Below are 26608 nucleotides of genomic sequence, written 5' to 3' on the forward strand. Positions count from 1 at the left end.
GCTAATCGAAAGGCGTGGATTAACCCCGCATGAGCGATAACCAGTTTGACTACGACGACCAGGATTTTGACGACATCGTAGAAACGGTTGCAGTCATCGACAATGGTGACTTTGGTACCCGTGAAATTCGCTTTGAAACCGGCCAGCTGGCTCGACAGGCTGATGGCGCGGTTACTGCATACTTGGATGACGACACCATGATGCTCGCCACCACGTGTGCTTCCAACAACCCTCGTGAGGGTTTTGATTTCTTCCCCCTCACCGTTGATGTGGAAGAACGCATGTACGCAGCAGGTCGTATTCCTGGCTCGTTCTTCCGTCGTGAAGGACGCCCAGGCACTGACGCGATTCTCGCATGCCGTTTGATCGACCGCCCACTGCGCCCAACCTTCGTGAAGGGTCTGCGCAACGAGGTTCAGATCATCATCACCGTTATGTCCCTCGATCCGAAGGACATGTACGACGTAGTAGCTATCAACGCTGCCTCCGCTGCAACTCAGCTTTCTGGTCTGCCAGTTTCTGGTCCAGTTGGTGGCGTCCGCATGGCACTCATTGCCGACGATGCGCATCCGAAGGGCCAGTGGGTAGCATTCCCAACCCACGAGCAGCACGAGCAGGCTCTGTTCGAGATCGTCGTCGCAGGACGTTTGACCGACGAAGCTCCAAAGGGCGGACGTGGCCGTGGCCGCGGACGTGGTCGCAAGGGCAAGAACGATAACGTGGCCATCATGATGGTTGAGGCCGGCGCAACCGATAAGGTCACCGAGCTCATCAAGGAGGGGCGCCCAGCTCCAACCGAGTCCGTTGTGGCTGAAGGTTTGGAAGCAGCGAAGCCATTCATCGCAGAACTGTGCAACGCTCAGAAGGCTCTTGCAGCAGAAGCTGCTAAGGAACGCCGTGAGTTCCCTCTGTTCCCTGCATACGAAGATGATGTGTATGCGCGCGTCGAGAAGCTGGCTGCCAACAAGCTGCCAGCATTGCTGAAGCAGCCTTCGAAGCAGGACCGCGACGAAGCTACTAACGCCTACATGGAAGAGATCCTGACGAAGCTCGAGGGCGAGTTCCCTGAGCGCGAGAAGGAAATCGCAGCAGCGTACAACGCTCTGATGAAGTCCATCGTCCGCACCATGATCCTCACTGAAGGCTTCCGTATCGACGGTCGCGCGGTAGATGCCATTCGTGACCTGGGTGTCGAAGTTGATTTGATTCCTCGCGCACATGGTTCGGCACTGTTCGAGCGCGGCGAGACTCAGATTCTGGGTGTCACCACATTGGACATGCTGAAAATGGAGCAGCAGATCGATTCGCTGGGTCCAGTGGATCACAAGCGCTACTTCCACCATTACAACTTCCCTCCATACTCCACCGGCGAGACCGGTCGAGTTGGCTCGCCAAAGCGTCGCGAAATCGGCCACGGTGCGTTGGCAGAGCGCGCTCTGACGCCAGTCATTCCTTCCCGCGAGGAGTTCCCGTACACCATTCGTCAGGTCTCTGAGGCGCTGGGCTCTAACGGCTCGACTTCGATGGGCTCAGTCTGTGCATCGACGATGGCGCTGTACAACGCTGGTGTGCCACTGAAGGCACCTGTCGCGGGTATCGCCATGGGGCTGGTCTCCGGTGACGTTGACGGTGAAACTAAGTACGTTGCGCTGACTGACATCCTCGGTGCCGAAGATGCATTCGGTGACATGGACTTCAAGGTCGCTGGTACCGCTGAGTTCATTACGGCTTTGCAGTTGGATACCAAGCTGGACGGTATTCCTTCCGGCGTGTTGGCTGATGCTCTGGAACAGGCTCGCGAAGCCCGTGCAACCATCCTGGCAACGATGGCTGAGGTCATCGAGGCACCAGACGAGATGAGCGCACTGGCACCAAAGATCACCACCATCTCGGTTCCACCTTCGAAGATCGGTGAGGTGATTGGACCTAAGGGCAAGACCATCAACTCGATTACTGAGGAGACCGGCGCAGATATCTCCATCGAAGACGATGGCACTATCTACGTTTCGGCTGCAAAGGGCGAGCAGGCAGATGCTGCTGTGGAGAAGATCAACGCGATCGCTAACCCACAGTTGCCAAAGGTCGGCGAACGCTACCTGGGCACCGTCGTCAAGACCACCGCGTTCGGCGCATTCGTGTCGCTGGTTCCAGGCCGTGACGGTCTGATCCACATTTCGAAGCTGGGCGATGGCAAGCGCATCGAAAAGGTCGAGGACGTAGTCAATGTTGGCGACAAGATTCAGGTCGAAATCGCAGACATCGACAACCGAGGTAAGATCTCGCTGGTTCTGGTGAAGGAAGACTAATCCGCTGGAACTAACGCTCGTGCCCCCTCAATAGGCCACGAAAAACCCGCCGTCTACTCCATACCTTGGAGTGGCGGCGGGTTGTGTTTTCTCGCAGATCCGGTTTGGCTGCCCTTATCCGGCAACTTCAGCAACGACGTCGGCGTCAGTTTTCGGATGCGGTTTGACCATTGCAGCCAAGAAGATAATGAGCACACCCAGGACTGCGCCTCCGTACATCGCCACGCGATATCCGGCGATGACATCCGGCGCAGGCACTACGCTTGCCGACGAATCGGAAAGCATCCCCGTCGCAATAGTGGCAACAGCGAGGAAGAGGGCAGTGCCGGCAGCACCACACACTTGCTGAATGGTGTTGGTGATTGCCGAACCATCAGCGTAGAGCTTCTGCGGTAAGGCACCCAGACCCCAGGTGAACAGGGGCGTAAACAGTAGGCCAAGACCGATTTCCAACACAACATGGCATGAGATGATCCACCACAGTGGTGTGTCCATGCCAATGAATCCGAGCCCAAAGATGCCCAGCGTTAGCATGACGGCACCTGGGATCACGAGAGGGCGTGGACCAACGCGGTCGAAGGCACGACCAACGAAAGGTCCCATGAGGCCCATTACCAGTGGCCCCGGCATGAGGATGAGTCCAATGGTGAGAACTTCCACGCCTTTCAAAGCCATGTAGAGCGGAAGCACAATAATCACGCCGAACATGGCGATCATGCCCAGCGCCAGTAGAATCGTTGACAAAGTAAAGCTTGGTGTCTTGAAAACGCGTAGATCGAGTAGTGCGGAATCCGTCACTGCGAGTTTGCGTTGTCGAATAACGAACGCCACCAAGCCCAGCACACCAATCGCCGCGACGATCCACACGGTGGTACCAGAATCGGTGCCGATGAGGCTCAATGCGTAGACAGACAGGCCGAATCCCACCGCCGACAGAGCCACTGACAGCAGGTCGATCGGCTTTGCCGACGGGGCGTCGTCACGCGGTAGGAGGAAGTATCCTACAACGAGGACGATGAGCCCCAGTGGCAGCATGCTCTCAAACAATGCATGCCAGTTGTTGTTGGAGAGTTTCAGAATGAAACCAGACACCGTCGGACCGATCGCAGGAGCGACAGCGATGACGATGGACATGTTGCCCATCATCGCGCCACGTTTGTGGACAGGAATGAGCATCAGCACCGTCGTCATGAGCAATGGCAAGAGGATCGCTGTACCAGCAGCCTGCGTAATACGCGCGACCAGCACCACACCAAACGATGGTGCGAACACACCGATGGCCGTACCCGCAGCAAATAGGCCCTGTGAAAGTGCGAATACTGTCTTCAACGGGAAGCGCCCGATAATGAAACCAGTTATCGGAATAACGACGGCCATCGTCAGGAGGAACGCCGTTGTTACCCATTGCGCGGTGGTAGCGGTAATACCGACGTCATCCTTAATCACCGGGATAGCCACGCTCATCACTGTTTCGTTCAGAATCGCGATGAATGCGGCGGCCAACAACACGTAGATCGCTAAGTACGGTGTTGCAGCCTTAGTTGTTTCGCTTTGCGACGGTTCGTCGCTAGCGGAAGGAAAGTTCATCAAATCCTCTTTGTAAGTGCTGTAGGGAAGAGGTAATCGTACAAGAAAAATTGTGTACATGCCGACCCGTAGGTGCACGAAAGGATCGAACACGCCTAAGGTTGACGGGGAACAAATTTTGCGAGGTTGCTTTAGAGATCTCGCCATAATTCTGAAATAGGCCATTGAACAGAGAAAGTGGATTCTACGCATGAGCAATATCAAGGTGGGCGTCCTCGGCGCGAAAGGCAAGGTCGGTTCGACCATTTGTGACGCAGTAGAAGCAGCCGACGACCTCGACTTGGTTGCACGTATCGATTTCGGGGATGACCTCGCAGAGCTCACCACGGCGGGCGCTGAGGTTATTGTTGATTTCACGCAGCCAGATGCAGTCATGGGGAACTTGGAATACTGCACCGCCAACGGCATTCATTCTGTGGTTGGAACGACTGGATTTACTCCAGAGCGTCTTGAGCAGGTAGAGAAGTGGATTGCCGAGTCTGAGCAGCCAGCAAATGTGTTGATTGCGCCAAACTTCGCGATCTCAGCTGTGCTGACGATGCGTTTCGCTGAAATTGCCGCACCATACTTCGAGTCGGCGGAAGTCATCGAGATGCACCACCCGTTCAAGAAGGACGCACCGTCGGGCACTGCCATCCACACGGCGGAAGGCATCGCACGTGCTCGTCGTGAAGCGGGGATGGGCGATCAGCCAGATGCTACGGAACAGACCCTGGACGGTGCGCGCGGCGCAGAGGTTGAAGGTGTCCCCGTACACGCAGTGCGCATGACTGGTTCCGTGGCACATGAAACCGTCATCTTCGGCACGGAGGGACAGTCTCTGACCATTAAGCAGGACTCGTACTCGCGAACCAGCTTCGTACCAGGGGTTCTGGTCGGCGTGCGCAAGATTGCGGAGCACTCAGGACTGACGATTGGTCTCGAATCGTACTTGGGACTTTAAGATGTCGGACGTTGTGCCACTCCAGGTTCAGCTGATCGCCGCTACCTCCTTCAATCCTCCAGCCGATATCGAATGGGAGACGGATGCGGATGGTGGCGAGGCTCTTATCGAGTTCGCTGGGCGCGCCTGCTACGAGACGTGGGATAAGCCCAATGAACGCACGTCGACGAACCAGGGCTATCTGCGACACGTGCTCGAAGTAGGTCACACCTCGTTGTTCGAGCATGCGTCTGCATCGCTATACATTCGCGGACTGTCGCGGTCGTGTGCCCATGAGCTAGTGCGACACCGGCACTTTTCGTTCGCCGAGCTTTCACAGCGCTATGTTCCTGATGCTCAAAACCGCGTCGTTGCGCCTGCAGCAATTGCCAATGATCCTGATTTGCTGTCGATGTTTGAAGGCGCGGTTGACCAGTCGCGATACTACTTTGAAGAGCTCTTGAACGAGCTTGAAGAGAAGTGGGCAGACGAACCAAATGCAGTGTTACGGAAAAAACAAGCACGTCAAGCTGCGCGAAGCGTGCTGCCGAACGCCACAGAGACACGTATCGTAGTCACTGGAAACTATCGATCGTGGCGTCACTTCATTTCGATGCGTGCTGTCGAGCACGCCGATGCCGAGATTCGAGAGCTTGCCGTGGCTTGTTTACAGGAGCTAAAGCAAGTTGCGCCTGTGGCTTTTGGGGACTTTGAGGTATCGACATTGCGCGATGGCTCAGTTGTAGCTTCAAGCCCGTACGCGTTCGAAGGATAGACACACGGGACCGTATGCAGGTCTCTGGATAAAGAACAGGTAGCCTCAACACAATGACCACTGGAATCGCCGCAAACAGAGGTGCCGATATTTTCGGTACCGTCGCCGTAGCCATGGTGACCCCGTTTGATTCGGATGGCGCCTTGGACATCGATGCCGGAGTTCGCCTGGCAGCGCATCTCACCGACAATGGTTGTGATTCGTTGATCCTGGCAGGCACTACCGGGGAATCTCCAACGACATCCACCGACGAGAAGCTAGAGCTGCTGAAGGCAGTTCGCGCGGAACTCGGTGACTCGGTGAAGCTGATGGCTGGTGCAGGCACCAATGACACAGCTTCTTCGATCGAACTGGCTAAGGCGTCCGCTGCAGCCGGTGCGGATTCACTTCTCGTGGTTACCCCGTATTACTCGAAGCCACCTCAGGAGGGCCTGTACCGCCACTTCACGGCTGTTGCAGACGCTACGGAACTACCCGTATGTCTTTATGACATTCCGGGACGTTCGGTAACGGCTATCGAGACTGACACTCTTTATAAGTTGTCTGAACACCCACGTATCCAGGCAGTAAAGGACGCCAAGGGCGATTTGGGTGCAGCAGCCGAACTAATTTCTAATACCGATTTAGCGTGGTATTCCGGTGATGACGTACTGAATCTGCCGTGGTTGTCTATTGGCGCCACAGGTTTCATTTCCGTGATTGGCCATGCAGCTCCTCGACAGCTCGCCGATGTGCGAGCACAGTTCGACGCGGGAGATCTCCCAGCTGCACAGAAGACCCATGCTTCATTGACACCACTTTTCAAAGCCCAGGGACGACTTGGCGGCGTGAGCTTCTCGAAGGCTGCGCTTCGTCTCCAGGGCATCGAGACAGGAGACCCTCGTTTGCCTCAAATTGCACCAAACCCAGAGCAGATTGAACTGCTCGCCGCTGATCTTCGAAAGGCCGGTGTCCTCTAAGTGACTGAGAACCGTAGCCGCTCCCGGAAGGTAACCCGAAAGGCTGGACCTCCGAAGGAAGCGGAAATGGCACGTGCCGAGAAGACCACTGACGCTGGCAAGCAGCCAGCGAAAGCTGCGCAGGGTGCGCAGGGTCGTGGAGAAAACCAGAATCGCGAGAACCAGAACCGCGACAATCAGAATCGTGGCAACCAGAATCGCGAGAACCAGAACCGCGACAATCAGAATCGTGGCGCCAGTAATCGCGGTGGCAATAGCAACCGCGGTCGTGGCGGCAATGGCCGTGGACGTGGCGGTAACAACAACCGCGGTCGTCGTAACGTAGTTCAGTCCATGCAGGGCGCTGACTTGACGCAGCGTTTGCAGAAGCCACCGAAGGCACCGAAAGACGGCCTTCGAATTGTGGCGCTCGGCGGTATTTCTGAAATCGGTCGAAATATGACCGTTTTCGAGTACAAAAACCGACTGCTTATCATCGACTGTGGCGTACTGTTCCCAAGCTCGAATGAGCCAGGCGTGGACTTGATTCTGCCGGACTTTTCCTACTTGGAAGACAAGTGGGATCGCGTTGACGCACTGGTAGTTACTCACGGTCACGAAGACCACATTGGTGCAATCCCATGGCTGCTGAAGCAGCGCAATGACATTCCAATCGTTGCATCGCGCTTCACGCTCGCTCTAATTCAGGCGAAGCTGCAGGAACACCGCATTCGCCCGAAGACCATTGAAGTCAACGATCAGAGCCGAGTTCAGTACGGTCCTTTCGATCTGCGCTTCTTTAATGTCAACCACTCGATCCCAGACTGCCTTGGTATTGCAATCAAGACTGGTGCTGGCCTGGTTGTACACACCGGCGACATCAAGATGGACCAGACTCCACCCGATGGCAAGCCCACCGACTTGCCTGCGATGAGCCGTTTGGGCGATGAAGGCGTCGACCTCTTCCTGTGTGACTCCACGAATGCGACAACCCCAGGATTTTCAGGTTCCGAAGCTGACTTGGCGCCAACACTTCGTCGTCTGATCGTCGATGCCAAGCAGCGAGTTATTGTCGCTGCATTCGCATCGAACGTATACCGTGTTCAGGCTGTTATCGACGCAGCAGTGAAGGCTGGCCGAAAGGTCGCGTTCAATGGCCGATCGATGATTCGCAATATGCGCATCGCTGAAGAACTGGGCATTTTGAATGCGCCACGCGGCACCATCGTCGAAATGAACGAAGCTTCGCGTATGGCACCGCACAAGGTGGTACTAATTACCACTGGTACGCAGGGTGAGCCAATGGCCGCCTTGTCGCGCATGGCTCGTCGTGAGCACCGCCAGATCACCGTCCGCGATGGCGACCTCATTATCTTGAGTTCGTCACTCGTACCGGGCAATGAAGAAGCTGTGTTCGGCGTCATCAATATGCTTGCTCAGATTGGTGCAACTGTCATCACCGGCAAGGACGCGAAGGTTCACACGTCGGGTCACGGTTTCTCGGGCGAACTTTTGTTCCTCTACAACGCAGTTCGTCCTTCCAACGCAATGCCTGTCCACGGTGAGTGGCGTCACCTGCGTGCAAATAAGGATCTCGCAATCTCCACGGGCGTGCCAGAGAAGAATGTTGTTCTGGCGCAAAACGGTGTCGTCGTCGACCTGGTAGACGGTCGAGCTCGCGTTGTCGGCCAGATTCCAGTCGGTAACCTTTACGTCGACGGTGTCACCATGGGGGAGGTCGACGCTGATGTTCTCGCTGATCGCGCAGAAATGCGTGAAGGCGGCCTCATTACTGTCACCGCGGTGATCGATAACCGCACCGGCCGTCCTTTGGAGAAGCCAAGCGCTCAGGCTCGTGGTTTCTCTGACAACACGGACAAGGTCCTGGCCGATGTTCAGAAGCTTGTCGACGATACGATGTTTGACCTGGCGGGTACCGGCGAAAACAACCCGTACCGTATGGCTCAGGAAGTTCGCCGTCGCGTCGAGAAGCACATCAACCAGAAGTGGCGTCGCAACCCAATGGTGGTACCGACGATTGTGCCAATGTCGTCAGAATCGGCTGAGTCTGTGACGGACGAGGACGTACAGGAATCGCGCGAAAGCCTGTAGGCATATAGTCACTCAGGTGTAAATCAGACCCCGGCTGGTCGCTGTCAGAGAATGCAGCGGTCATGTCGGGGTCTTTTCTTTATCCTGGTGGCATGAATCTTGCACAGAAGGAACGCATCGCCCTTGCCTCGACTTTTCGGGAAGTTGGCGCAGACGCACCAACGTTGTGCGAGGGATGGACTGCGAAGGACCTGCTCGTCCACTTGCTCATTCGTGAGAATCGACCAGATGCGATTGGTGGCCTATTCATTGGAAAGCTGCAGCCTCGACTGGATCGAGTGACCCACGAGTACGAGACACGTCCGTTCGAGGAGCTCATCTGCGAATGGGAAAAGGGCGCTTCGACATGGAATCCAGTCAAGTACCTTGACCAATTTGTGAACGTCTCAGAGCACTTTGTTCATCATGAGGATGTTCTTCGTGCGCGCGATGCCTGGGAGCCACGCTCGCTCTCGCCGTCTGATGAACGGGAATTGCAGCGAACCATCAAGATGATGAGTAGGCCGATGCTACGTAAGTCACAGGCGCGCGTCATCATGGAGTCTCCACATGGCTGGTCAACTATTGCGGGGGCGCGACAAAAGGACGGACAACCGATTCTCCCAGATGTGCGGGTATATGGAGAACCAGGTGAACTCCTGCTGTGGCTATTCGGTCGCGAGGCAGTGAGGGTTGTTTTCGACGGGGATTCTTCGTTGATCGAACGCACAGCAATCTAGGAGACTCATCCTGCGTTGTGGAGTCGCTTCTCGCAGCCGATTAATGACACGCGTGTGACTGATGTGAAACAAGTGATAGTTTCACGCTAGGGTAGGGGGCATGTCAGTCACCAGTCGCACCCGCAGCTCGGAGAAGCGCCCCGCAGGGCGTTCCTCCGCGAACTCTCGGCGATCCCCTCGGACAACAGGGGGAACACGCTCTAGTAGTCGAACCACGACGCGGCAAGAACACCAAGATGAATTCATTGGTGCACCTGGTTCTCGTCGCCGTCCGGAAACGGGCGGCTTCGATGATTTTGAGCGCACTGGCAGCGCCTTCGGGGCTGTCGGTGGTGCACTAAAAACAGCTTGGCTGTCGACGGCGAGGGGAGTAGCAGGCGCAACCCGAGGCGTAAGTTCGGGAGCGCGTTCAATTTTCTCGCGTCCTGCTGCGGATCCCGACGTTGATTTTGCTGACGATTACGGTGTCGATGATCTTGATGCCGCGTCAAAGACTGGAAGGAAGAAGATGGGCCGTCGCCGCGATGAGCGTGCGGAGCGTGCAGAAGAGCTGGATTCAGCACAGTCGTCGCGACGTGGTGGAGCGTCCCGAAAGGGACGTGGTTCCAAAGCCGTCGATGCTGATATGGACGATGAGGGATTCGGTGATGATCGCCTAGAGTCACGCGAACCAAGTAATAACGATGGTCCTGCGCTGTTGCTGCTGGCTGTTGCGATCGTCCTGGCTGGAGCAACGTGGTTTTCGCTGGCTGGCCCGGTAGGCGCTCTCGTCGAGACTTTCGTACGCACGATCATTGGTGCTGGAGTCTTCCTCGTGCCAATCATTCTTGTGATCGTTGCTGTCATGCTGATGCTTGGAGCAGCTCCACGTGGCGAGCGAATCAAGCCAGTATCAATTGGTGCAACATTGATCGGCACTGGCCTGCTCGCGATCATTCACATCATTGCTGGACGACCAGCTGATTGGGATGGACGTAGAGAAGCGGGTGGCGCTATCGGAGGCTACATCGGCTCTCCTTTAGCTGCCGGGTTCACTCCCTGGGTTGCCGTAATCCTGCTGCTTGGTGCCGTGTTCTACGGCGCGTTGCACATGACCGGGATTACTGTCGCCCAGCTCATCGAACTCTGTCGCGAGTATTTCAACTTCGGTGAATGGCGAGGCCGTACCGGTCGCGTCGCTGACGAAGATTACCTTGACGACGATCCATACGCAGACGTCGACCATCAGTTGGAGCGTCGCGCCGATGCATACGAAACTGGCGACAGCTACGACGAAGACGACGACTACGAAGCGCCACGCGAGCGTACTCGCCGTCGCACGGCCGGGTCGGGTAGGGACGACGAGCGTCGTCACGCTCGGTCCAAGAGGGCTGAGTCGCAGCGACATTCGACGTTGTTCGGCGAGCGTGGGGAGCGTCGTCACAAGCCAGCCGTTGGCAACGACGACAATCTCTACGACTTGTTAGATGGTGACGACCGCGCTGTAGGCGCGCCAACGCCGATGGAAGCGTATCCAGTTGACGAGTCCTACCAGCCAACTGAAATTCTCGAGCGGCCAGAGCCAGCTGCACGAGCATACGCAGCTGACGAGTATGCCGATGACGAGTATTCAGACGCTGATTACGCTAGTGAGAATGTGGCTAGCGACAACTACGCTAGCGACGACTACGCCGACGCAGACTATTCCGACGATGCCGACGCTGAAGAGACATCCTTGGCGGAGCCTGCACGACCTGGGCGAGATCAGAACGCTGGCTACGACGATGTAGCTACCTCAGGTTTTGCAGCAGCGCGCGGTGTCTCGGCGCCACAGTCGGAAGCTTCAGCTGCTGCGCCAGCACGGGCTGTGTCGGCGTCAGTAGGTCAGTCGGAGCCTGAGGTTGACAGCGACCCGTATGACGCGGTGAGTGAAACGACTCGTCGCACGATGGAAGCAATCGCTGCTCGCTCAGGGGTTGATGCGTCGAAGATTCCAGCGACAACCCCGAAGTCTGAGCTGGAAAAGAACGAGGCTCCGGCTCCCGCAATCGTGCCGGAAAGTGACTACCACCTGCCGTCCACAAACCTTCTGATCGATGGCGATCGTCCTAAGACTCGTACGGCTACGAATGATCGCATGATTGAGGCGATCACTGATGTGTTCTCCGAGTTCAAGGTTGACGCACATGTGACCGGTTTCTCTCGTGGTCCAACGGTGACGCGCTACGAGGTAGAACTCGGACCAGGTGTGAAGATTTCGAAGATCACGAACCTGCAGTCCAACATTGCATATGCAGTGGCAACGGACAATGTTCGTTTGCTGGCTCCGATTCCGGGCAAGTCTGCAGTGGGCATCGAAGTTCCAAACAACGATCGCGAAATGGTTCGCCTCGCCGACGTTCTGAATGCGCCAAAGACCGTTTCTGACGATGACCCAATGTTGATTGGTCTCGGCAAGGATATCGAGGGTGAGTTTGTTAGCCACTCGATCCAGAAGATGCCGCACTTGCTCGTCGCAGGTTCGACCGGTTCCGGTAAGTCTGCCTTCGTGAACTCGATGCTGGTATCGCTGCTTACTCGCGCTACTCCTGACGACGTTCGTCTGATCCTCGTCGACCCGAAAATGGTGGAGCTGACACCATACGAGGGTATTCCTCACTTGATTACGCCAATCATCACGCAGCCTAAGAAGGCTGCAGCTGCTTTGCAGTGGTTGGTGGAGGAGATGGAACAGCGATACATGGACATGAAGTCCACGCGCGTTCGTCATATCAAGGACTTCAACCGCAAGATCAAGAATGGTGAGATTGAAACTCCGCTCGGCTCCGAACGTGAGTACCGTCCTTATCCATACATCGTGTGTGTTGTTGACGAGCTGGCCGACCTCATGATGACCGCTCCTCGTGACATCGAAGACGCCATCGTTCGTATTACCCAGAAGGCACGTGCAGCTGGTATCCACTTGGTGCTGGCTACGCAGCGTCCATCTGTCGACGTTGTCACCGGTCTGATCAAGACCAACGTTCCTTCTCGCCTTGCCTTTGCGACGTCGTCTCTCACCGACTCTCGAGTCATTTTGGATCAGGGCGGTGCGGAAAAGCTCATTGGTATGGGTGACGGATTGTTTATCCCACAGGGTGCTGGCCGACCACGTCGAATCCAGGGTGCTTTCGTCACCGACGAAGAAGTACAAGCAGTCGTAGAGGCATGCAAGGATCAAGCGGAACCGCAGTACACCGAAGGTGTGACTGAGGATAAGGAAGCCGAAGCTAAGGCAATGATCGACCCAGATATCGGAAACGATCTGGAAGACTTGTTGCATGCCGTCGAGCTTGTCGTTACGGCTCAGCTCGGGTCGACCTCAATGCTGCAGCGCAAGATGCGCATTGGTTTCGCTAAGGCTGGACGACTTATGGACTTGATGGAAAGCCGTGGCATTGTGGGGCCATCTGAAGGTTCGAAGGCTCGCGAAGTTCTGGTGAAGCCTGAAGAGATGGAAACAATCATCTGGATGCTGAAGGGTGCGGACCCTGCAACAGCACCGAAGGATGACACGTCCGTCGTCGATGCCGATCCAACGGGCGGGATCGCCTAATCTGTCGCCACTTGGTGTACAGTGGCGGGTCGTGGAGGGGAGTATCCCACTCGAGACGGATGTCGTCAGCACGAGCACTTTCTGCATTGCTTTACGGTGATGTGGGCGAGGTGCTCCGGCACCGTCGACCACTGAGCAGTTGGCAGTGGTGGGAGAGACCTCCGGTTCTTTAGTCTTTTCAACCGGAGGTATTTTCTGTGCATGTTCCTATGTACGTCTGGGCAATCACGATTGTCATCATTCTCGGATTTATTGCCTTTGACTTCTTTGCGCACGTCAGGCACGCGCACGAACCCTCATTGAAGGAAGCAGGCGGCTGGACGCTGTTCTATGTCGTGCTCGCCCTGCTTTTCGGCTTGTTCACGTGGCTGTTCTGGGATCATCAACGTGGTATCGAGTTCCTCTCGGGTTATGTCACCGAGAAGGCGTTGAGTGTTGATAACCTCTTCGTTTTCGCGCTCATCATGGGCGCATTCAAGGTGCCACGCAGGTTCCAGCAGAAGGTACTGCTGTTCGGTATCGCAATGGCACTGATCTTCCGAACTGTTTTCATCTTGCTTGGTGCTGCTGTCATTTCGGCCTGGTCCGACATCTTCTATTTGTTCGCAATCTTCTTGCTGTACACGGCAATCAAGACGGTCGTTGATGAAGTTCGCGATCAGCCAGAAACTGACCCGAACGATATGGCAATCATCAAGATCATCCGTAAGGTCATCCCAGTCTCGCCTGAGTACGACGAAGATCGTTTGACTACCAAGGTCAATGCGAAGCGCGCACTGACCCCGCTAGCCGTGGCCTTGGTCTCCATTGGCTTTGTCGATCTGATGTTTGCGTTCGACTCGATCCCAGCAATCTTCGGTCTGACTGACGAGGCCTACATTGTCTTCACAGCAAACGCATTGGCTCTGATGGGTCTACGCCAGATGTACTTCTTGCTTGACGGTCTTCTCGACCGCCTGGTGTACCTCGCCTACGGATTGGGCATTATCCTTGCGTTCATTGGCGCGAAGCTTCTGCTGCACGCGCTGCACGAGAATAACTTGCCATTCATCAATGGTGGTCAGAATGTTGCTGTACCGGAAATTGGTACGTGGACTTCGCTGGGTGTCATTGTGACAGTGTTGGTTGTCACCGTGGTGGCTTCCTGGATCAAGATTAAGCGCGACGAGAACATGGGCGCAGTTGCCCCTCGTCGTGAATACGCAGATTAATTCACTTGCGACTACACTCGCTGTCGTAACTCAAGGAGGAGCATTGGACTCATCGTCTGCCCACGAGGCAGCGGCAGCATCGTCGCAGGCTACGGAAAACCAGCCGTCAAACTGGAATCTTCCCAATATTCTGACGGTTCTGCGCATCATCGGTGTGCCAATTTTCTTGTGGGCGTTGCTCCAAGAAGACGGTCAATCCACGTCGTGGCGTTGGTGGGCTTTCGCCATCTTTTCTTTGCTCATGGCAACCGACAAGTTGGATGGACACCTTGCGCGTAGTCGCAATTTGATCACCAATTTTGGCAAGATCGCTGATCCGATCGCGGATAAGGCTTTGATGATTGCCGCTCTTGTTGGCCTGAATCTCATCGACGTGTTGCCGTGGTGGGTCACCGTAATCATCGTCGTGCGCGAACTCGGCATCACCGTTTGGCGCATGGTTTTGTTACGTCGTGGTCATGTTGTTCCAGCATCGAAGGGTGGCAAACTGAAGACGGTGTTGCAGAGCGTCGCCGTCGCAATGTTTTTGGCTCCTTTGTCGTGGATGTTTTGGCCTGCATGGTTTGTCATGGCGTTGGCAATTGCAGTCACGGTATTCACCGGCGTTCAGTATTTGCTTGACTCCCGCGCCACAAACTCGGGTGCTCCAACCTCCTAGAGAAGAAGCAGGGTTGTGAAATGTCGGCCACCAGCGATCCGTTAATTCCAGCAACTGCTGCGACGGAGCTGGTGGCTGAACTGCGTTCACAGAAGCTCACAGTTGCTACTTGCGAATCATTAACTGCTGGACTTCTCAGCGCCACCATTGCGGGAGTCCCTGGTGCGTCTGCAGTATTGCGTGGTGGCATCATCACCTACGCCACCGAAATGAAGCACCAGCTTGCCGACGTTTCGGTACAGCTTCTCCATGATTACGGTCCAGTGAGCCGACAGTGTGCGGCCGCGATGGCTGACGGTGCCCGTCAGCGCTGCGATGCAGATTTCGGAGTTTCACTGACAGGTGTGGCCGGTCCTACTGAGCAAGATGGGCATCCAGTCGGCGAAGTGTGGTGTGGGCTGAGTAGGGCAGAGGGGACCGTCGTAAAGCGGTTGCAGCTGTCTCCTGAATCTGGCAGATGGGGGATACGATCTGAAGCAGTGACGCGTGCAATTGAGTTGCTGCTGGAGGAAGTTTTCCGGGTTGGGAACAAAACTCATGGGCCGGTCGTTAGTGATAGTGATGAGTAATACAACGATGACTCTGACCAAGCCAGTTCCAACACCTGCCACGACTCCAGCTGCGCCACTTACGCCGTCGCGTGAGCCTCTGTTGCGTGAGGCGCTCGGTGGGGCGTTGCGCGATATTCGTAACCGCAACGGTTTAACACTTCGTGAATTGTCCGACCGGGCGGCGATTAGCCCTGGTTATCTTTCTGAACTTGAACGTGGTCGCAAGGAAGTCTCGTCTGAGCTGTTGGCATCGGTGTGTAATGCGCTGGATGTTGCAGTATCTGACGTGATCATTGAAGCTGCGGGGGCTATGGTTCTTCATGCTGCGAGCCCAGAGCTTGCTGTGATGTAGAAATAATATGGTCACTCGCGGGTGATTTTGCAGGGTACTTCCTGCACGCTGCGTTGCCACAGGGTAATCTGGGGCGCCGGATAGCAACACAATATCCCTTTAAGGAAGGTACGGAAGCGAATATGGCAAACCCCTTCGTGAAGCTGTGGAATTACCTGATGGCAGCGTTCGATTCGAAGATTGAAGAGAACGCTGATCCGAAGGTTCAGATTCAGCAGGCTATCGAGGATGCTCAGCGCCAGCACCAGGAACTTTCCCAGCAGGCTGCGGCTGTTATTGGTAACCAGCGTCAGCTGGAAATGCGTTTGAACCGTCAGCTGGCTGAGATCGAAAAGCTCCAGGGGAATACCCGCCAGGCGCTTCAGCTTGCAGATAAGGCTCGTGCAGAAGGCGACAACGTTAAGGCTGTTGAGTACGAGAATGCTGCAGAAGCATTTGCAGCGCAGTTGGTCACTGCAGAGCAGTCGGTCGAAGATCTGAAGGGGCTCCATGACCAGTCGCTTCAGCAGGCTGCTCAGGCTAAGAAGGCTGTGGAGCGCAACTCCATGGCGCTGCAGCAGAAGGTCGCAGAGCGTACCAAGCTGCTTAGCCAGCTCGAGCAGGCCAAGATGCAAGAGAAGGTGTCCGAGTCCCTGCAGTCAATGAACGAGTTGTCTGCTGGATCGACCCCTAACCTGGATCAGGTCCGCGACAAGATCGAACGTCGTTACGCTAACGCACTGGGTCAGGCTGAGCTTGCTCAGAACTCTGTGCAGGGCCGAATGGCTGAGGTTGAGGCCGCTGGTGTTCAGATGGCTGGTCACTCTCGTCTTGAACAGATTCGTTCCGAGATGCGCGGTGTCAATGAGTTGCCATCAGCACAGCAAGAGGCAATCGAGTCCGGGAGGACTCAGGGCTCCGACGCTGCGGTAGAAGCTAAGCTTCGCGAGTTGCGTGGCGGCAACTAAGCTTGATTCTTGACAAAAAGACCCAGTGGGAACATTGATTGTGTCCCCACTGGGTCTTTTCGTATCTGATGTGGTTCTTAGTCCCCGGCTCCTCGGGCGATAAGTGCGTCACCTACAGCTTGCGCACGCCCAATGGAACGAATAACAACTGGGACTCCGAATGCTGTTACAGACCAGCTTGCACCGCGGGCTTTCCTGGCTTCCAGTACTTCAGCAATCGACTGCACTTGTAGCGGAATCAATCGCAGCGTAAGTGCGAGCGCTAAAGCAACCGTTTCTGCAGGGAATCCGAACCGAGCCAGGGGAAGCAGTGCTTGTTCAACGGTGTCCATGACTGCCGTGATCCGAGTGGTCAGTGTGAAGAGTATCGCTGCGAGGATCGCAGCAAGCAACACACTGAAGCTCGTCAGTGCGGTTTCCCACCCAGCTCGCCACCACAAGATGAGCCCGAAGAACGCCAGAATGGGAAATGCTCCCATCATTTGTCTAAACAGCGCCGACGCAGGGATACGCGCGAAAGCATAGGCGCAAAGGACCACGGCAACACACACGAGTCCTGCTTGCCACGTCTTGATCCAGATTGCGGTCGCAATGAGGAATACAGACAATATCAGTATCTTTACTTTTGGATCCGTGCGATGAAATACGGATGTGCCGTCGATATACAGACCAAGGGGAACGTTTGCAGGGTGCAGCATTTGCTAACGCTCCGTCGTCGTCATGCGGTCGACATAGGCATCGATCACTGAGGCTGGGTTTCCGTCATCCACGATGCGCCCAGAATCAATGCACAAGACTCGGTCGTAGGAACGCACGAAGTCGAGATCATGAGTCACGACAATGACTTGCTGCGACAGCTCTTCGAACACCGAGCGAATGTGCAGACGGTTCCGAAGATCAAGCAGCGTTGTTGGCTCGTCGGCAATGATGATTTCTGGCTCTAGCACCATCACTGAGGCCAGAGCCAGCATCTGCTTCTGGCCGCCTGAGAGCAAATGCGGTGATTGGTCAGCGTGGTCCGCAAGTCCGAATCGCTCTAACACTGCCGCCACGCGGGTCTGCCGTTCTGCTTTACTGAGCTTGTGCCGTCGCAAAGAAAAGCCCACATCTTCAGCAACTGTTGGCATGACGATCTGGTTATCGGCATCCGAGAAAATAAAACCGACCTTCTTGCGCACGGACTTGCTGTCTTTCGCGACATTCAGTGTATCGACAAAGACGGAGCCGCCGGTCGCAGCGCCAAGCCCATTTATGAGTCGCGCAAACGACGACTTGCCACCACCATTAGCGCCAATAATTCCGATTCGGTGCTCGGTTAGCTCGACGGTCAGCGGGTGCAGGATGCGTCGGCCGTTGTAGACGGCTTCGGCACTCTGAAACGAAATTGTCGACATTTATCTAAGCTTACTGTGCGTTTGCGGCGATCTTGACAGCCTTTGCTTCACGACGATTCTCGCGATCTGGCAGTAGCGCAGGGAAGGCCTGCAATACCGCTGTTGCGATAAGCGCCGCCATGACGACCTTGAGGAGGTCACCGGGCACATATGGGGCGTTGGAGATGAGCGCATCGGTGTAAGTCAAGCCAACACGAGCAACGAGACCTGCTGCACCACACAAGTACTGAATAGCTACGCCGACGATGCCCGCAAACACGAAGACACCGACCCGAGCAGGCTTGTTGCGCGGAGCAGTTTGAGCGATCGCACCAACGACGAAAGCAGCGATGGCGTAGCCAACGATGTAGCCAACGGTCGGGCCGGGAAGGGCAGCAAGCAGTGGCTTCCAGCCAGCCATGTTTGGCACGTTGAAAAGACCCACGCCAAGGAAGAGAAGGGTAGACAGTCCACCAAGTTTCCATCCGAGTAGCATTGCAGCAAGTGCGATGCCCATATTCTGCAATACGATAGGGACACCGGCTGAGCCGATCGGAATCGAGACGCCACCGAGCACAATGATGAGGGCTGCGAAAGTCGCTACCATTGCGATATCGCGAATTTTAGAATTGTTCACGTATCGAAGCATAGTCTGACTTGAGCAATGTTCAGCGCTCGGGGATTGCTTTCGAATATTTATCGCTATTGGCTGTGGCGCGACCGATTCGCAGAATCCGTTCGCTAGCCTGAATAGCATGCGTTTAGCGGAGTTTCACCGACTGGTGGAAGCAGAGTTCGGAGACCCTCAAGGGGCATGGCTACTTGATTCTCATGTTTTGTCTGAACTAGGGGCAACGCCAGCTGAGTTGCTTGAGAGTGGCACCGAGCCACGAGAGATTTGGTGGGCACTGTGTCGCGATCATGACATTCCAGAAGATCGTTGGCTGGGGCCAGACGAGTAGTCGGATGAATGTTCGAAAAAGATGGCGCGATTAAGTTCTATTCGAACGTAGTTTCGTATATAGTGTCGAGTGTGAACGTCCGCAGTCCGCTGTCGGCGATATACAGATCGTGAATAACAACGAAATCATGTGATTGACGCACTGCACCGGATGGAACCGTTGTGGTTCGCAAACCGTCCGTATGGGTAAGCACTGCATATTTTGAGCACTGCATATCTATGGGTGGGGAGATCAGTCAGATGGAACAGACAGAAGTAGTTTCTGAACAGGAGAATCAGGTGGCACGTAAAAAGTCGACGTCGGCTGCAAACGCTGGTGGAGATCGTCTCAAGGCACTTGATGTCGCTTTGGCGAATATTGAAAAGGACTTTGGCAAGGGCGCTGTTATGCGTTTGGGTGAGGAAAATCGCCCGCCAATCCAGGCGATTTCTAGCGGTAACACGGCAATTGACGTGGCACTTGGTATTGGTGGTTTTCCACGCGGTCGTGTTGTTGAAGTGTATGGGCCGGAATCTTCGGGTAAGACCACAGTCGCGCTTCATGCTATTGCTGAGGCACAGAAAGCTGGTGGCATTGCTGCTTTCGTTGACGCGGAACATGCGCTTGACCCTGATTACGCACGGAAGCTCGGGGTTGATACGGACAATCTTCTGGTCTCACAGCCGGATACGGGCGAACAGGCGTTGGAAATCGCGGACATGCTTATTCGCTCCGGTGCTATCGACATCATTGTCATCGACTCGGTAGCTGCACTAACGCCAAAGGCTGAAATTGATGGCGAGATGGGTGATTCCCATGTTGGCTTGCAGGCTCGATTGATGAGCCAGGCGTTGCGAAAGATGACGGGCGCACTGTCCTCGACTGGAACCACGGCGATCTTTATTAACCAGCTGCGCGAGAAGATTGGCGTCATGTTCGGCTCTCCAGAAACCACCACGGGCGGCAAGGCACTGAAGTTCTATGCTTCGGTTCGATGCGATGTCCGAAGGATCCAGACCTTGAAGGATGGTCAGGATGCGGTGGGTAACCGTACGCGCTTGAAGGTTGTGAAGAACAAGGTTTCGCCACCATTCAAGATTGCCGAGTTCGACATCATTTACGGTGAGGGCATTTCCCGTGAGGGTTCTCTCATCGACATGGGCGTTGACAACGGCATCGTCAAGAAGTCCGGCTCGTGGTTCACCTATGAGGGAGATCAGCTGGGACAAGGAAAGGAAAAGGCGCGCCTGCATCTGAAGGAGAATCCGGATCTCGCTAAGGAAATCGAGATCAAGATTCTGAAGAAGCTTGGTGTTGGGCAGTATGCAAATGCTGAAGATGATGTTGATGTAGATGCGCCGGTCGATGTTGTCCCTGACATCGATTTCGATGATGCCGATGAGTAGCAGCACAAAGGTTGAAGCACTACGTGAAGCAATCGCGAAGATCGCTGAGTCTGATGGTAGTCGCTTCTTTGATCATGGGACAGAGGAACTAAAAGCACCGGTTCGTGCCAAAGCGATGCGCCTGATCAACCAGCGTGCGCGATCGCGGAAGGAGCTTTTCGACCGGATCTGTGAGGATCCGGAAGTGGTGCCAGGGGTTGTCAATGAAGTGTTGGATGACCTGACCGCAGCCGGTGCCCTCAACGATGCGTACTTTGCACAAGAATGGGTGCGTCAGCGCCACCTGTACAAGAAGAAGTCGGGCTCGGTACTGCGCCGTGAGCTGAAAGAGAAAGGTATCGCGGAATCTCTTATCGACGATGCTCTCGGCCAGGTAACGCGTGACAGTGAAGCGGAGATCTTGAGGGTGCTTGTCGAAAAGAAGGCAGCGACGATCAAGACTCGTCCTGCGGATCGCAAAGAGTACGATAAGTGTTTGCGTCGGGTTGTCGGTGTTGCGGCACGACGTGGGTTTTCGCAGGGAATGTCGCTGGCGTTTGCTCGCGAAGCGATTGATAACAGAATTGCGGAATTACCTCATCAGGAGAGTTGACGTTAGACTTTCCAGACGTGCTGATGGAAAACAATATGGATGCGCGTGACAAGCGAACCTACGAAGTTCGGACATTCGGATGTCAGATGAACGTTCACGACTCGGAACGGTTGTCGGGGCTCTTGGAAGAGAACGGTTATGTCGCGGCTGCCGATGGCGAACGCGCGGATCTCATTGTGTTTAATACGTGCGCTGTTCGTGAGAATGCGGACAACCGCCTGTATGGCACACTCAGCAACTTGAAGCCCATCAAAGACGCGAACCCAGGTATGCAGATCGCGGTCGGCGGTTGTCTTGCCCAGAAGGATAAGGACACCGTCGTAAAGAAGGCGCCGTGGGTTGACGTCGTCTTTGGCACTCACAATCTAGGGTCGTTGCCAACTCTTCTGGACCGGGCATCGCATAATCACACTGCACAGGTAGAAATCAAGGACTCACTTGAAGAGTTCCCTTCGGTGCTACCTGCAAAGCGCGAATCCGCGTATGCAGGGTGGGTCAGCGTATCCGTTGGCTGCAATAACACGTGCACTTTCTGCATCGTCCCCAGCCTTCGGGGTAAAGAACGTGACCGTCGACCTGGCGACATCTTGGCGGAAGTACAAGCGCTCGTGGACCAGGGAGTTTCGGAAGTCACTCTGCTTGGACAAAACGTGAACTCCTACGGAGTCAACTTTGATGACCCGACGCTGGATCGCGACCGAAGCGCCTTCTCCAAACTACTTCGCGCTTGTGGCGACATTGAGGGATTGGAACGGGTCCGATTTACATCTCCACATCCTGCAGAATTCACTGACGATGTCATCGAAGCTATGGCGGAGACACCCAACGTTGCGCATCAACTGCACATGCCGTTGCAGTCGGGATCAGATCGTATTTTGAAGGAAATGCGCCGTTCGTACCGCTCAAAGAAGTTCCTTGGGATCTTGGATAAAGTCCGCGAAGCAATGCCAGACGCTGCAATCACCACTGACATCATTGTTGGTTTCCCGGGGGAGACAGAAGAAGATTTTCAGGCGACTCTCGACGTTGTCGAAAAGGCGCGCTTTTCGCTCGCCTACACCTTCCAATACTCCCCACGACCAGGTACTCCGGCGGCAACGATGGACAATCAGGTGCCACCGGAAATCGTCAAGGACCGCTATGGTCGCTTGATTGCACTGCAGGAACGAGTTGCTGCGGAAGAGAATGCGAAGCTGATCGGCAGGGAAGTTGAACTCCTTGTCACTGCTACTGAAGGTAAGAAGAGCAGCCAGACTGAACGCATGTCAGGTCGAGCCATGGACGGACGATTGGTTCACTTCACCCCAGCCCCATCGTCCCCAGGGGCCATCGATACCAAGATCCGCCCTGGCGATTACGTAACGGTAGCCATCACCGATTCAGCGACCTACTTCCTGTTCGCCGACTCGGGCGTGTCCCGGCATAGGCGCACGAAAGCTGGCGACATGCACGAATTGGGGGAGACCCCAACGACCGCACCGATCGGAGTCGGACTAGGCTTACCCACGGTGGGTCGTCGTCCAGCAGTTGCTGGGACAGAGTCATCGCAAGGATGCTGCGCAAGCAGTTCTACAGACAATGACAGAGGTTGCGGTTGTGAGTGAACAAAAGGATCGTCTCGCGGGATTCCGCGATGATCTACGGGGCGCTGAACGTAAAGCAGCAGCTGAGTTGCAGCTAGGTGCAGCAGTGGTGCCAATGGGCATCGCTGTTGTCGGTTTGGTGATGACGTACTTTTTGCCTCACGCCGGCAACGTCCTCGGGTTCGATGTTCTTTTGAACACTGATGTGGCACAGCAGTACTTCACCAAGCTCCCGGAGCGGATTTTCTCCATCATTATGTTGGTGGGAATTCTGATGACAATCGCCACCATCCTTTCCAGGACGACCCTCGTCGCGTTCATCAACTGGGTCGTCGTGTGTATTCAGGCGGTGTATTCAGTATTCGCGGGGTGGATGCGTCAATCTCGTCCGCCAAGCGAAGCAAGTGAAGGTATCTCGTACGGCCTCGCCATCGCTATTGGGTTGAGCCTTCTTCTCGCAATCACTCTGTCATTCGTGACCTTTAAGAAGACTCGATTCCAATCGGCACTCGAAACAGCCCGGCGCGACGAAGCCGACGCTGACCCTGTGCTCCGTGCGCAGCAGCAGTACCTGCGCGGCGGTTCCATTCCACACACTGCTACGGACGTCACGCTTGTCGACGATCGCCGTGACCGCGTTCGCCGTCGTAAAGAACAGCGGTCTGAGACTGAAAAGTAGTGGCAGTCGATTGTTGCAAGGGATAGCAGGTAACCCTCGCAAGCGGTAGTAGCTAGCGAAACACAGACATAGCAAAAGGGCCGGGGAGAACCCCGGCCCTTCGCTTTATGCCATTCACGCCTCATGCTGCTCGCCAGCGCGAGTTACCGCAGTAGTTGCGCTGGGTGAGCGAGATCTAGCTACAGCTCATTGAGTGCCTGAGCTGCGGTGTCTGCCCATTCGCGCCACTGCGCAGCCTGTGTGCGCGCTTCTTCGGCCTTCTTCGCCTTGCCCTTGGCCTCAAACTCGGCAGCTTTGGCTTCGAACTCGGCAGCGCGGTCGGCGAACTGCTGAACTCTTGCTTGAGCTTCTGGATCGGTGCGGCGCCACTGGGAATCAGCAGCCTCAGAAACACGCTTTTCTAGGGCGCCAATGCGATCTTCGAACTCCCGGATGCGGGCGCGAGGAACGAAACCGATTTCCTCCCACTGTTCCTGGAGCTTGCGGAGCTCGTTGCGCGCATGATCAAGCCCCTTGGCAGGGTCGATCTTTGGCTCGAATTCTGCGAGGAGGGCTTCCTTCTTTTCTGCATTCTCCTCGAATTCGCGGTCGCGCTCTTCGTTGACAGCATTGCGAGCCGCAAAGAATTCGTCCTGTGCGGACTTAAAACGCTTCCACAACTTGTCGTCGATTTCGCGAGGAGCACGACCTGCGGCCTTCCAGCGCTGCATCAATTCACGATAAGCCGCAGCCGTGGCACCCCAATCGGTGGAAGTCTTGAGAGCTTCAGCTTCCTCGATCAGAGCTTCCTTTTCGCGACGAGCGGAGGCGCGATTTCGATCAAGCTCGGCGAAGTGTGCCCCGCGTCGACGGTTGAACGCATCACGGGCGCGAGAGTAGCGACGCCACAGCAAATCATCCGTCTTTCGGTCAATGCCCCGAATGCTCTTCCATTCGTCGAGGATCGCGCGGATACGGTCACCGGCGGTCTTCCATTCAGTGGAGTTCTCGGCGATGTCTTCGGCCTCGGCTGCCAGTGCTTCCTTACGAGCAATAGCCTTCTTGCGACGTTCAGCCTTCTCCTGAGCTGCCCTTTCGCCAGCGCTATCAGCATTCTTCACAACAGCATCCAGTGCGGTATCAAGTGCCGCCAGGTCACCGATAACCGCAGCTTCTGGAAGTTGTTCCTTCAGCTCGAGGGCACTACTACGAATGGTCGCAGCTTCCTCTGGATGCGACACAATGCGTGCTTCCAACAACTCGACTTCGGTAGCCAAGTCGTCGTACCGAGCACCAAAGTGGGCAAGGCCCTGCTCCGGCGTGCCAGCCTGCCACGATCCGATCTCACGTTCGCCGTCAGCCGTGCGAACCCACACCGTACCGTTGTCATCGACGCGACCCCACTGTGCGGGGTTGGAGCGCTTGCGAGCAGCCATAGTGTGAGCTTTTGCCATAGCAGATGGGCTTACACCTGGAGTCTTGTTCGGGTGTGGGCCTGGTACCAAACCAGGACGTGGGCCAGGTTTTGGACCAGGCTTCGGAGTATTGCTGTTGTTAGTCATCGCTGGTGGTACTTTCCATTTCATCAAAATCGCCGCGCGGCACGGCTGCCGGAACACATTCCTCTTATTGAGTATCCCAGAATTGTGTCTTCTTCGTCGGGAGAATCTCTGCGTATGGGGGCGGTGGTCGATGCGACCGCGATGCGACCGCGTGGATGAGGGCGCGGTAGCGTAGAGGCGTGTCAGGACGACTTTTACTTATTCCGGGAGCACCTCTGCTGATTCCTGAACTTTCGGGTGGCGATGAGGTTGCAGCGAACCTCCGCGCAGCGGTTCTTACTGCAGCTCGAGAGGTTCTATCGGGGGCTAAGTCAGACGCTCTGACCGAGTCCGAGTCAGGTTCTTTCCCCATTGTGTTTGTCTATCGACCCGACGAGCAGTCCCGAACATCTCATACGGGTTCGTTCAAGGCATGGGGCACAGATATCAGTGTTGGTTATGGCAACCATCTGCCAGAGCTTGTTGCGCGATGGGTGCTGCGCGAAGCAGGATGCGATGCTTCGTCTCTTGCGCAGGCGGAATCATTAGCGCAGTTTCCTGACCCGTGGACACTCGACCCAAATACGGTCGTCGTCGCTATTGCAGATGGTCCAGCGGCCCTCAACGTCGAGGCTCCATTGAGCCTGCTCCCGCACGCGCGCGAGATTGATGCGGTGTGCTCGACCATTGGAGGCTGCGATTCCTCCGTACTGGAATTTGGCACTGATCCTTTTGGTGAGTTCGGTCCAACCACGTGTGCGAGTGTCGGCTTATACACGGCAGGGATCTGGCAAGATATTACGGCTTTTGGGGCGGAGCTTTACGACGACCCGACTAGCCAACTCAGTGGTGCAGAAAAGTACCACTGCGATACGTATGGCGTGGGTTATCACGTTGCGGTGTGGCACTGGAAGTAGGACATGATGAGAGATACCACTCCAATCGCTGTTGTTGGTCCGACAGCGTCCGGGAAATCTGATCTTGGTCTCTATCTGGCGGAACAGCTCGATGGTGAAGTCGTCAACGTTGACTCCATGCAGCTGTATCGAGGCATGGATATCGGTACCGCGAAGTTGACTGTTGAGGAGCGCCGTGGCATCCTACACCACCAGCTCGATGTTCTCGATATCACTGAGACTGCGAGCGTCGCCAAGTATCAAGCGGAAGCAGTAGCTGACGTTGAGCAGATCCGGGCACGCGGGAAAGTGCCGATCCTGGTCGGTGGCTCGATGCTATATGTCCAAGCTCTCGTCGATGACTGGCAATTTCCGCCGACAGATTCCGCGGTGCGGGAAAAGTGGGAGGCAGTGCAGAATGACATTGGTGTCGAGGCTCTGCATCAGCACTTGGCGACGGTCGACCCAGCGGCGGCTGCGATCATTGAGCACAAGGATCCGCGAAGAATCGTGCGCGCATTGGAAGTTATCGAGCTGACGGGTAAGCCGTTTGGTGCAGCAAAGCCCCCCATCGATGCTCCTGCTCGATGGGGAACCCGGATTCTGGGGCTTGCTACAACTCCGGAGTGGCTCAATCCGCGTATTGAGCTTCGCACGCGCATGATGTTTGAGAAGGGGCTTCTTGCCGAAGTTGAGTCGCTGATTGCACTCGGACTTCGTGACGGAGTCACTGCCTCACGCGCGATTGGTTACGCGCAAGTGTTGGCATATTTCGATGGGGAATATTCGCTTGACGACGCCGTCGACAGGACAATCACGGGCACGCGGCGTTATGTGCGTCGTCAGAAGTCCTGGTTCAAGCGAGATCCCCGCGTGCAGTGGCTGGATACTAACGCAGAAAAAAGTGTCCGCGACCAGGCTATGGAAGTGCTGGTTGCGGACACTGCGTAACACGTACGTGGGGTT

24 protein-coding genes are annotated in these 26608 nt (G+C 55.6%); 19 read left to right on the forward strand and 5 right to left on the reverse strand.

Features of this window, described 5'->3' with window-relative positions; genetic code table 11:
- The first annotated feature begins 29 nt into the window (after positions 1 to 29).
- On the forward strand, positions 30 to 2306 hold the full coding sequence (locus tag WG938_RS05030) for a polyribonucleotide nucleotidyltransferase (protein WP_339978143.1): 2277 nt from the start codon (positions 30 to 32) through the stop codon (positions 2304 to 2306).
- Between the two features lie 114 nt (positions 2307 to 2420).
- Here WG938_RS05030 and WG938_RS05035 read toward each other — a convergent pair whose 3' ends face one another.
- Positions 2421 to 3893, reverse strand: a complete 1473-nt coding sequence (locus WG938_RS05035) for an MDR family MFS transporter (RefSeq protein WP_339978145.1) — start codon at positions 3891 to 3893, stop codon at positions 2421 to 2423.
- Between the two features lie 190 nt (positions 3894 to 4083).
- On the opposite strand from WG938_RS05035, the gene dapB reads away from it, so the two are divergent.
- The 11 genes from dapB to WG938_RS05090 all read left to right on the forward strand — a co-directional run bounded on the left by dapB (position 4084) and on the right by WG938_RS05090 (position 16652).
- Entirely contained in the window at positions 4084 to 4836 is a 753-nt protein-coding gene (dapB, locus tag WG938_RS05040; protein WP_339978147.1) for a 4-hydroxy-tetrahydrodipicolinate reductase, read from the forward strand.
- A gap of 1 nt (position 4837) precedes the next feature.
- Entirely contained in the window at positions 4838 to 5590 is a 753-nt protein-coding gene (gene thyX, locus WG938_RS05045) for an FAD-dependent thymidylate synthase (RefSeq protein ID WP_339978149.1), read from the forward strand.
- 53 nt (positions 5591 to 5643) lie between these two features.
- Positions 5644 to 6549 (forward strand): 4-hydroxy-tetrahydrodipicolinate synthase, encoded by a 906-nt coding sequence (gene dapA / locus WG938_RS05050; RefSeq protein ID WP_339978151.1) that lies wholly within the window; start codon positions 5644 to 5646, stop codon positions 6547 to 6549.
- Positions 6550 to 8640, forward strand: coding sequence for a ribonuclease J (locus WG938_RS05055; RefSeq protein WP_339978153.1), 2091 nt, complete (start codon positions 6550 to 6552; stop codon positions 8638 to 8640).
- 92 nt (positions 8641 to 8732) lie between these two features.
- A complete protein-coding gene (locus WG938_RS05060) occupies positions 8733 to 9359 on the forward strand; it encodes a TIGR03085 family metal-binding protein (protein ID WP_339978155.1) in 627 nt (208 codons plus the stop codon).
- Between the two features lie 100 nt (positions 9360 to 9459).
- A complete protein-coding gene (locus WG938_RS05065; RefSeq protein ID WP_339978157.1) occupies positions 9460 to 12933 on the forward strand; it encodes a DNA translocase FtsK in 3474 nt (1157 codons plus the stop codon).
- A gap of 197 nt (positions 12934 to 13130) precedes the next feature.
- Positions 13131 to 14144 (forward strand): TerC family protein, encoded by a 1014-nt coding sequence (locus WG938_RS05070; RefSeq protein WP_339978159.1) that lies wholly within the window; start codon positions 13131 to 13133, stop codon positions 14142 to 14144.
- 43 nt (positions 14145 to 14187) lie between these two features.
- Positions 14188 to 14802 (forward strand): CDP-diacylglycerol--glycerol-3-phosphate 3-phosphatidyltransferase, encoded by a 615-nt coding sequence (gene pgsA / locus WG938_RS05075; protein WP_339978161.1) that lies wholly within the window; start codon positions 14188 to 14190, stop codon positions 14800 to 14802.
- Between the two features lie 20 nt (positions 14803 to 14822).
- Positions 14823 to 15371, forward strand: a complete 549-nt coding sequence (locus tag WG938_RS05080) for a CinA family protein (protein ID WP_339978163.1) — start codon at positions 14823 to 14825, stop codon at positions 15369 to 15371.
- 7 nt (positions 15372 to 15378) lie between these two features.
- On the forward strand, positions 15379 to 15705 hold the full coding sequence (locus WG938_RS05085) for a helix-turn-helix domain-containing protein (protein WP_339978165.1): 327 nt from the start codon (positions 15379 to 15381) through the stop codon (positions 15703 to 15705).
- A gap of 122 nt (positions 15706 to 15827) precedes the next feature.
- On the forward strand, positions 15828 to 16652 hold the full coding sequence (locus WG938_RS05090) for a PspA/IM30 family protein (RefSeq protein WP_339978167.1): 825 nt from the start codon (positions 15828 to 15830) through the stop codon (positions 16650 to 16652).
- Positions 16653 to 16729: 77 nt separating this feature from the next.
- Here WG938_RS05090 and WG938_RS05095 read toward each other — a convergent pair whose 3' ends face one another.
- Genes WG938_RS05095 through WG938_RS05105 form a run of 3 tightly spaced genes read right to left on the reverse strand, consistent with a single transcriptional unit; the run spans position 16730 to position 18662 of the window.
- A complete protein-coding gene (locus tag WG938_RS05095; RefSeq protein ID WP_339978169.1) occupies positions 16730 to 17350 on the reverse strand; it encodes an energy-coupling factor transporter transmembrane component T family protein in 621 nt (206 codons plus the stop codon).
- A gap of 3 nt (positions 17351 to 17353) precedes the next feature.
- On the reverse strand, positions 17354 to 18046 hold the full coding sequence (locus WG938_RS05100) for an energy-coupling factor ABC transporter ATP-binding protein (RefSeq protein ID WP_339978171.1): 693 nt from the start codon (positions 18044 to 18046) through the stop codon (positions 17354 to 17356).
- Between the two features lie 10 nt (positions 18047 to 18056).
- A complete protein-coding gene (locus tag WG938_RS05105) occupies positions 18057 to 18662 on the reverse strand; it encodes a biotin transporter BioY (RefSeq protein ID WP_339978173.1) in 606 nt (201 codons plus the stop codon).
- A gap of 118 nt (positions 18663 to 18780) precedes the next feature.
- Here WG938_RS05105 and WG938_RS05110 point away from each other — a divergent pair, with 118 nt between their 5' ends.
- From WG938_RS05110 to WG938_RS05130, 5 genes are all read left to right on the forward strand, one after another.
- Complete coding sequence (locus WG938_RS05110) at positions 18781 to 18987, forward strand: DUF3046 domain-containing protein (protein WP_339978174.1); 207 nt, start codon at positions 18781 to 18783, stop codon at positions 18985 to 18987.
- Between the two features lie 239 nt (positions 18988 to 19226).
- On the forward strand, positions 19227 to 20372 hold the full coding sequence (gene recA, locus WG938_RS05115) for a recombinase RecA (RefSeq protein WP_445228182.1): 1146 nt from the start codon (positions 19227 to 19229) through the stop codon (positions 20370 to 20372).
- On the forward strand, positions 20365 to 20964 hold the full coding sequence (locus tag WG938_RS05120) for a regulatory protein RecX (RefSeq protein ID WP_339978175.1): 600 nt from the start codon (positions 20365 to 20367) through the stop codon (positions 20962 to 20964). The genes recA and WG938_RS05120 overlap by 8 nt, the downstream gene beginning before the upstream one ends.
- 23 nt (positions 20965 to 20987) lie before the next feature.
- Positions 20988 to 22568: a tRNA (N6-isopentenyl adenosine(37)-C2)-methylthiotransferase MiaB gene (gene miaB / locus WG938_RS05125; RefSeq protein ID WP_339978842.1), complete on the forward strand. Its 1581-nt coding sequence runs from the start codon at positions 20988 to 20990 to the stop codon at positions 22566 to 22568.
- Positions 22561 to 23226 (forward strand): Rv2732c family membrane protein, encoded by a 666-nt coding sequence (locus WG938_RS05130; protein ID WP_339978177.1) that lies wholly within the window; start codon positions 22561 to 22563, stop codon positions 23224 to 23226. Before miaB ends, WG938_RS05130 begins: the two co-directional genes overlap by 8 nt.
- 179 nt (positions 23227 to 23405) lie before the next feature.
- Here the strand turns inward: WG938_RS05130 and WG938_RS05135 are convergent, their stop codons facing one another.
- Positions 23406 to 24767: a DUF349 domain-containing protein gene (locus WG938_RS05135; RefSeq protein WP_339978179.1), complete on the reverse strand. Its 1362-nt coding sequence runs from the start codon at positions 24765 to 24767 to the stop codon at positions 23406 to 23408.
- Between the two features lie 179 nt (positions 24768 to 24946).
- Between WG938_RS05135 and WG938_RS05140 the strand changes: the two genes are divergently transcribed.
- Positions 24947 to 25663: a hypothetical protein gene (locus tag WG938_RS05140; protein WP_339978181.1), complete on the forward strand. Its 717-nt coding sequence runs from the start codon at positions 24947 to 24949 to the stop codon at positions 25661 to 25663.
- A gap of 6 nt (positions 25664 to 25669) precedes the next feature.
- Positions 25670 to 26593, forward strand: a complete 924-nt coding sequence (gene miaA / locus WG938_RS05145) for a tRNA (adenosine(37)-N6)-dimethylallyltransferase MiaA (protein ID WP_339978844.1) — start codon at positions 25670 to 25672, stop codon at positions 26591 to 26593.
- The last annotated feature ends 15 nt before the right edge of the window (positions 26594 to 26608 follow it).

The organism is Corynebacterium sp. H113, from assembly GCF_037572315.1.
GTDB lineage: Bacteria > Actinomycetota > Actinomycetes > Mycobacteriales > Mycobacteriaceae > Corynebacterium.

Bases quoted from the DNA above. Each gene is read 5' to 3' on its own strand.
- WG938_RS05030 (WP_339978143.1), top strand. From the start codon at position 30: ATGAGCGATAACCAGTTTGACTACGACGACCAGGATTTTGACGACATC.
- WG938_RS05035 (WP_339978145.1), bottom strand. From the start codon at position 3,893: ATGAACTTTCCTTCCGCTAGCGACGAACCGTCGCAAAGCGAAACAACT.
- dapB (WP_339978147.1), top strand. From the start codon at position 4,084: ATGAGCAATATCAAGGTGGGCGTCCTCGGCGCGAAAGGCAAGGTCGGT.
- thyX (WP_339978149.1), top strand. From the start codon at position 4,838: ATGTCGGACGTTGTGCCACTCCAGGTTCAGCTGATCGCCGCTACCTCC.
- dapA (WP_339978151.1), top strand. From the start codon at position 5,644: ATGACCACTGGAATCGCCGCAAACAGAGGTGCCGATATTTTCGGTACC.
- WG938_RS05060 (WP_339978155.1), top strand. From the start codon at position 8,733: ATGAATCTTGCACAGAAGGAACGCATCGCCCTTGCCTCGACTTTTCGG.
- WG938_RS05065 (WP_339978157.1), top strand. From the start codon at position 9,460: ATGTCAGTCACCAGTCGCACCCGCAGCTCGGAGAAGCGCCCCGCAGGG.
- WG938_RS05080 (WP_339978163.1), top strand. From the start codon at position 14,823: ATGTCGGCCACCAGCGATCCGTTAATTCCAGCAACTGCTGCGACGGAG.
- WG938_RS05085 (WP_339978165.1), top strand. From the start codon at position 15,379: ATGACTCTGACCAAGCCAGTTCCAACACCTGCCACGACTCCAGCTGCG.
- WG938_RS05090 (WP_339978167.1), top strand. From the start codon at position 15,828: ATGGCAAACCCCTTCGTGAAGCTGTGGAATTACCTGATGGCAGCGTTC.
- WG938_RS05095 (WP_339978169.1), bottom strand. From the start codon at position 17,350: ATGCTGCACCCTGCAAACGTTCCCCTTGGTCTGTATATCGACGGCACA.
- WG938_RS05100 (WP_339978171.1), bottom strand. From the start codon at position 18,046: ATGTCGACAATTTCGTTTCAGAGTGCCGAAGCCGTCTACAACGGCCGA.
- WG938_RS05110 (WP_339978174.1), top strand. From the start codon at position 18,781: ATGCGTTTAGCGGAGTTTCACCGACTGGTGGAAGCAGAGTTCGGAGAC.
- recA (WP_445228182.1), top strand. From the start codon at position 19,227: ATGGAACAGACAGAAGTAGTTTCTGAACAGGAGAATCAGGTGGCACGT.
- WG938_RS05120 (WP_339978175.1), top strand. From the start codon at position 20,365: ATGAGTAGCAGCACAAAGGTTGAAGCACTACGTGAAGCAATCGCGAAG.
- miaB (WP_339978842.1), top strand. From the start codon at position 20,988: ATGGAAAACAATATGGATGCGCGTGACAAGCGAACCTACGAAGTTCGG.
- WG938_RS05135 (WP_339978179.1), bottom strand. From the start codon at position 24,767: ATGACTAACAACAGCAATACTCCGAAGCCTGGTCCAAAACCTGGCCCA.
- miaA (WP_339978844.1), top strand. From the start codon at position 25,670: ATGAGAGATACCACTCCAATCGCTGTTGTTGGTCCGACAGCGTCCGGG.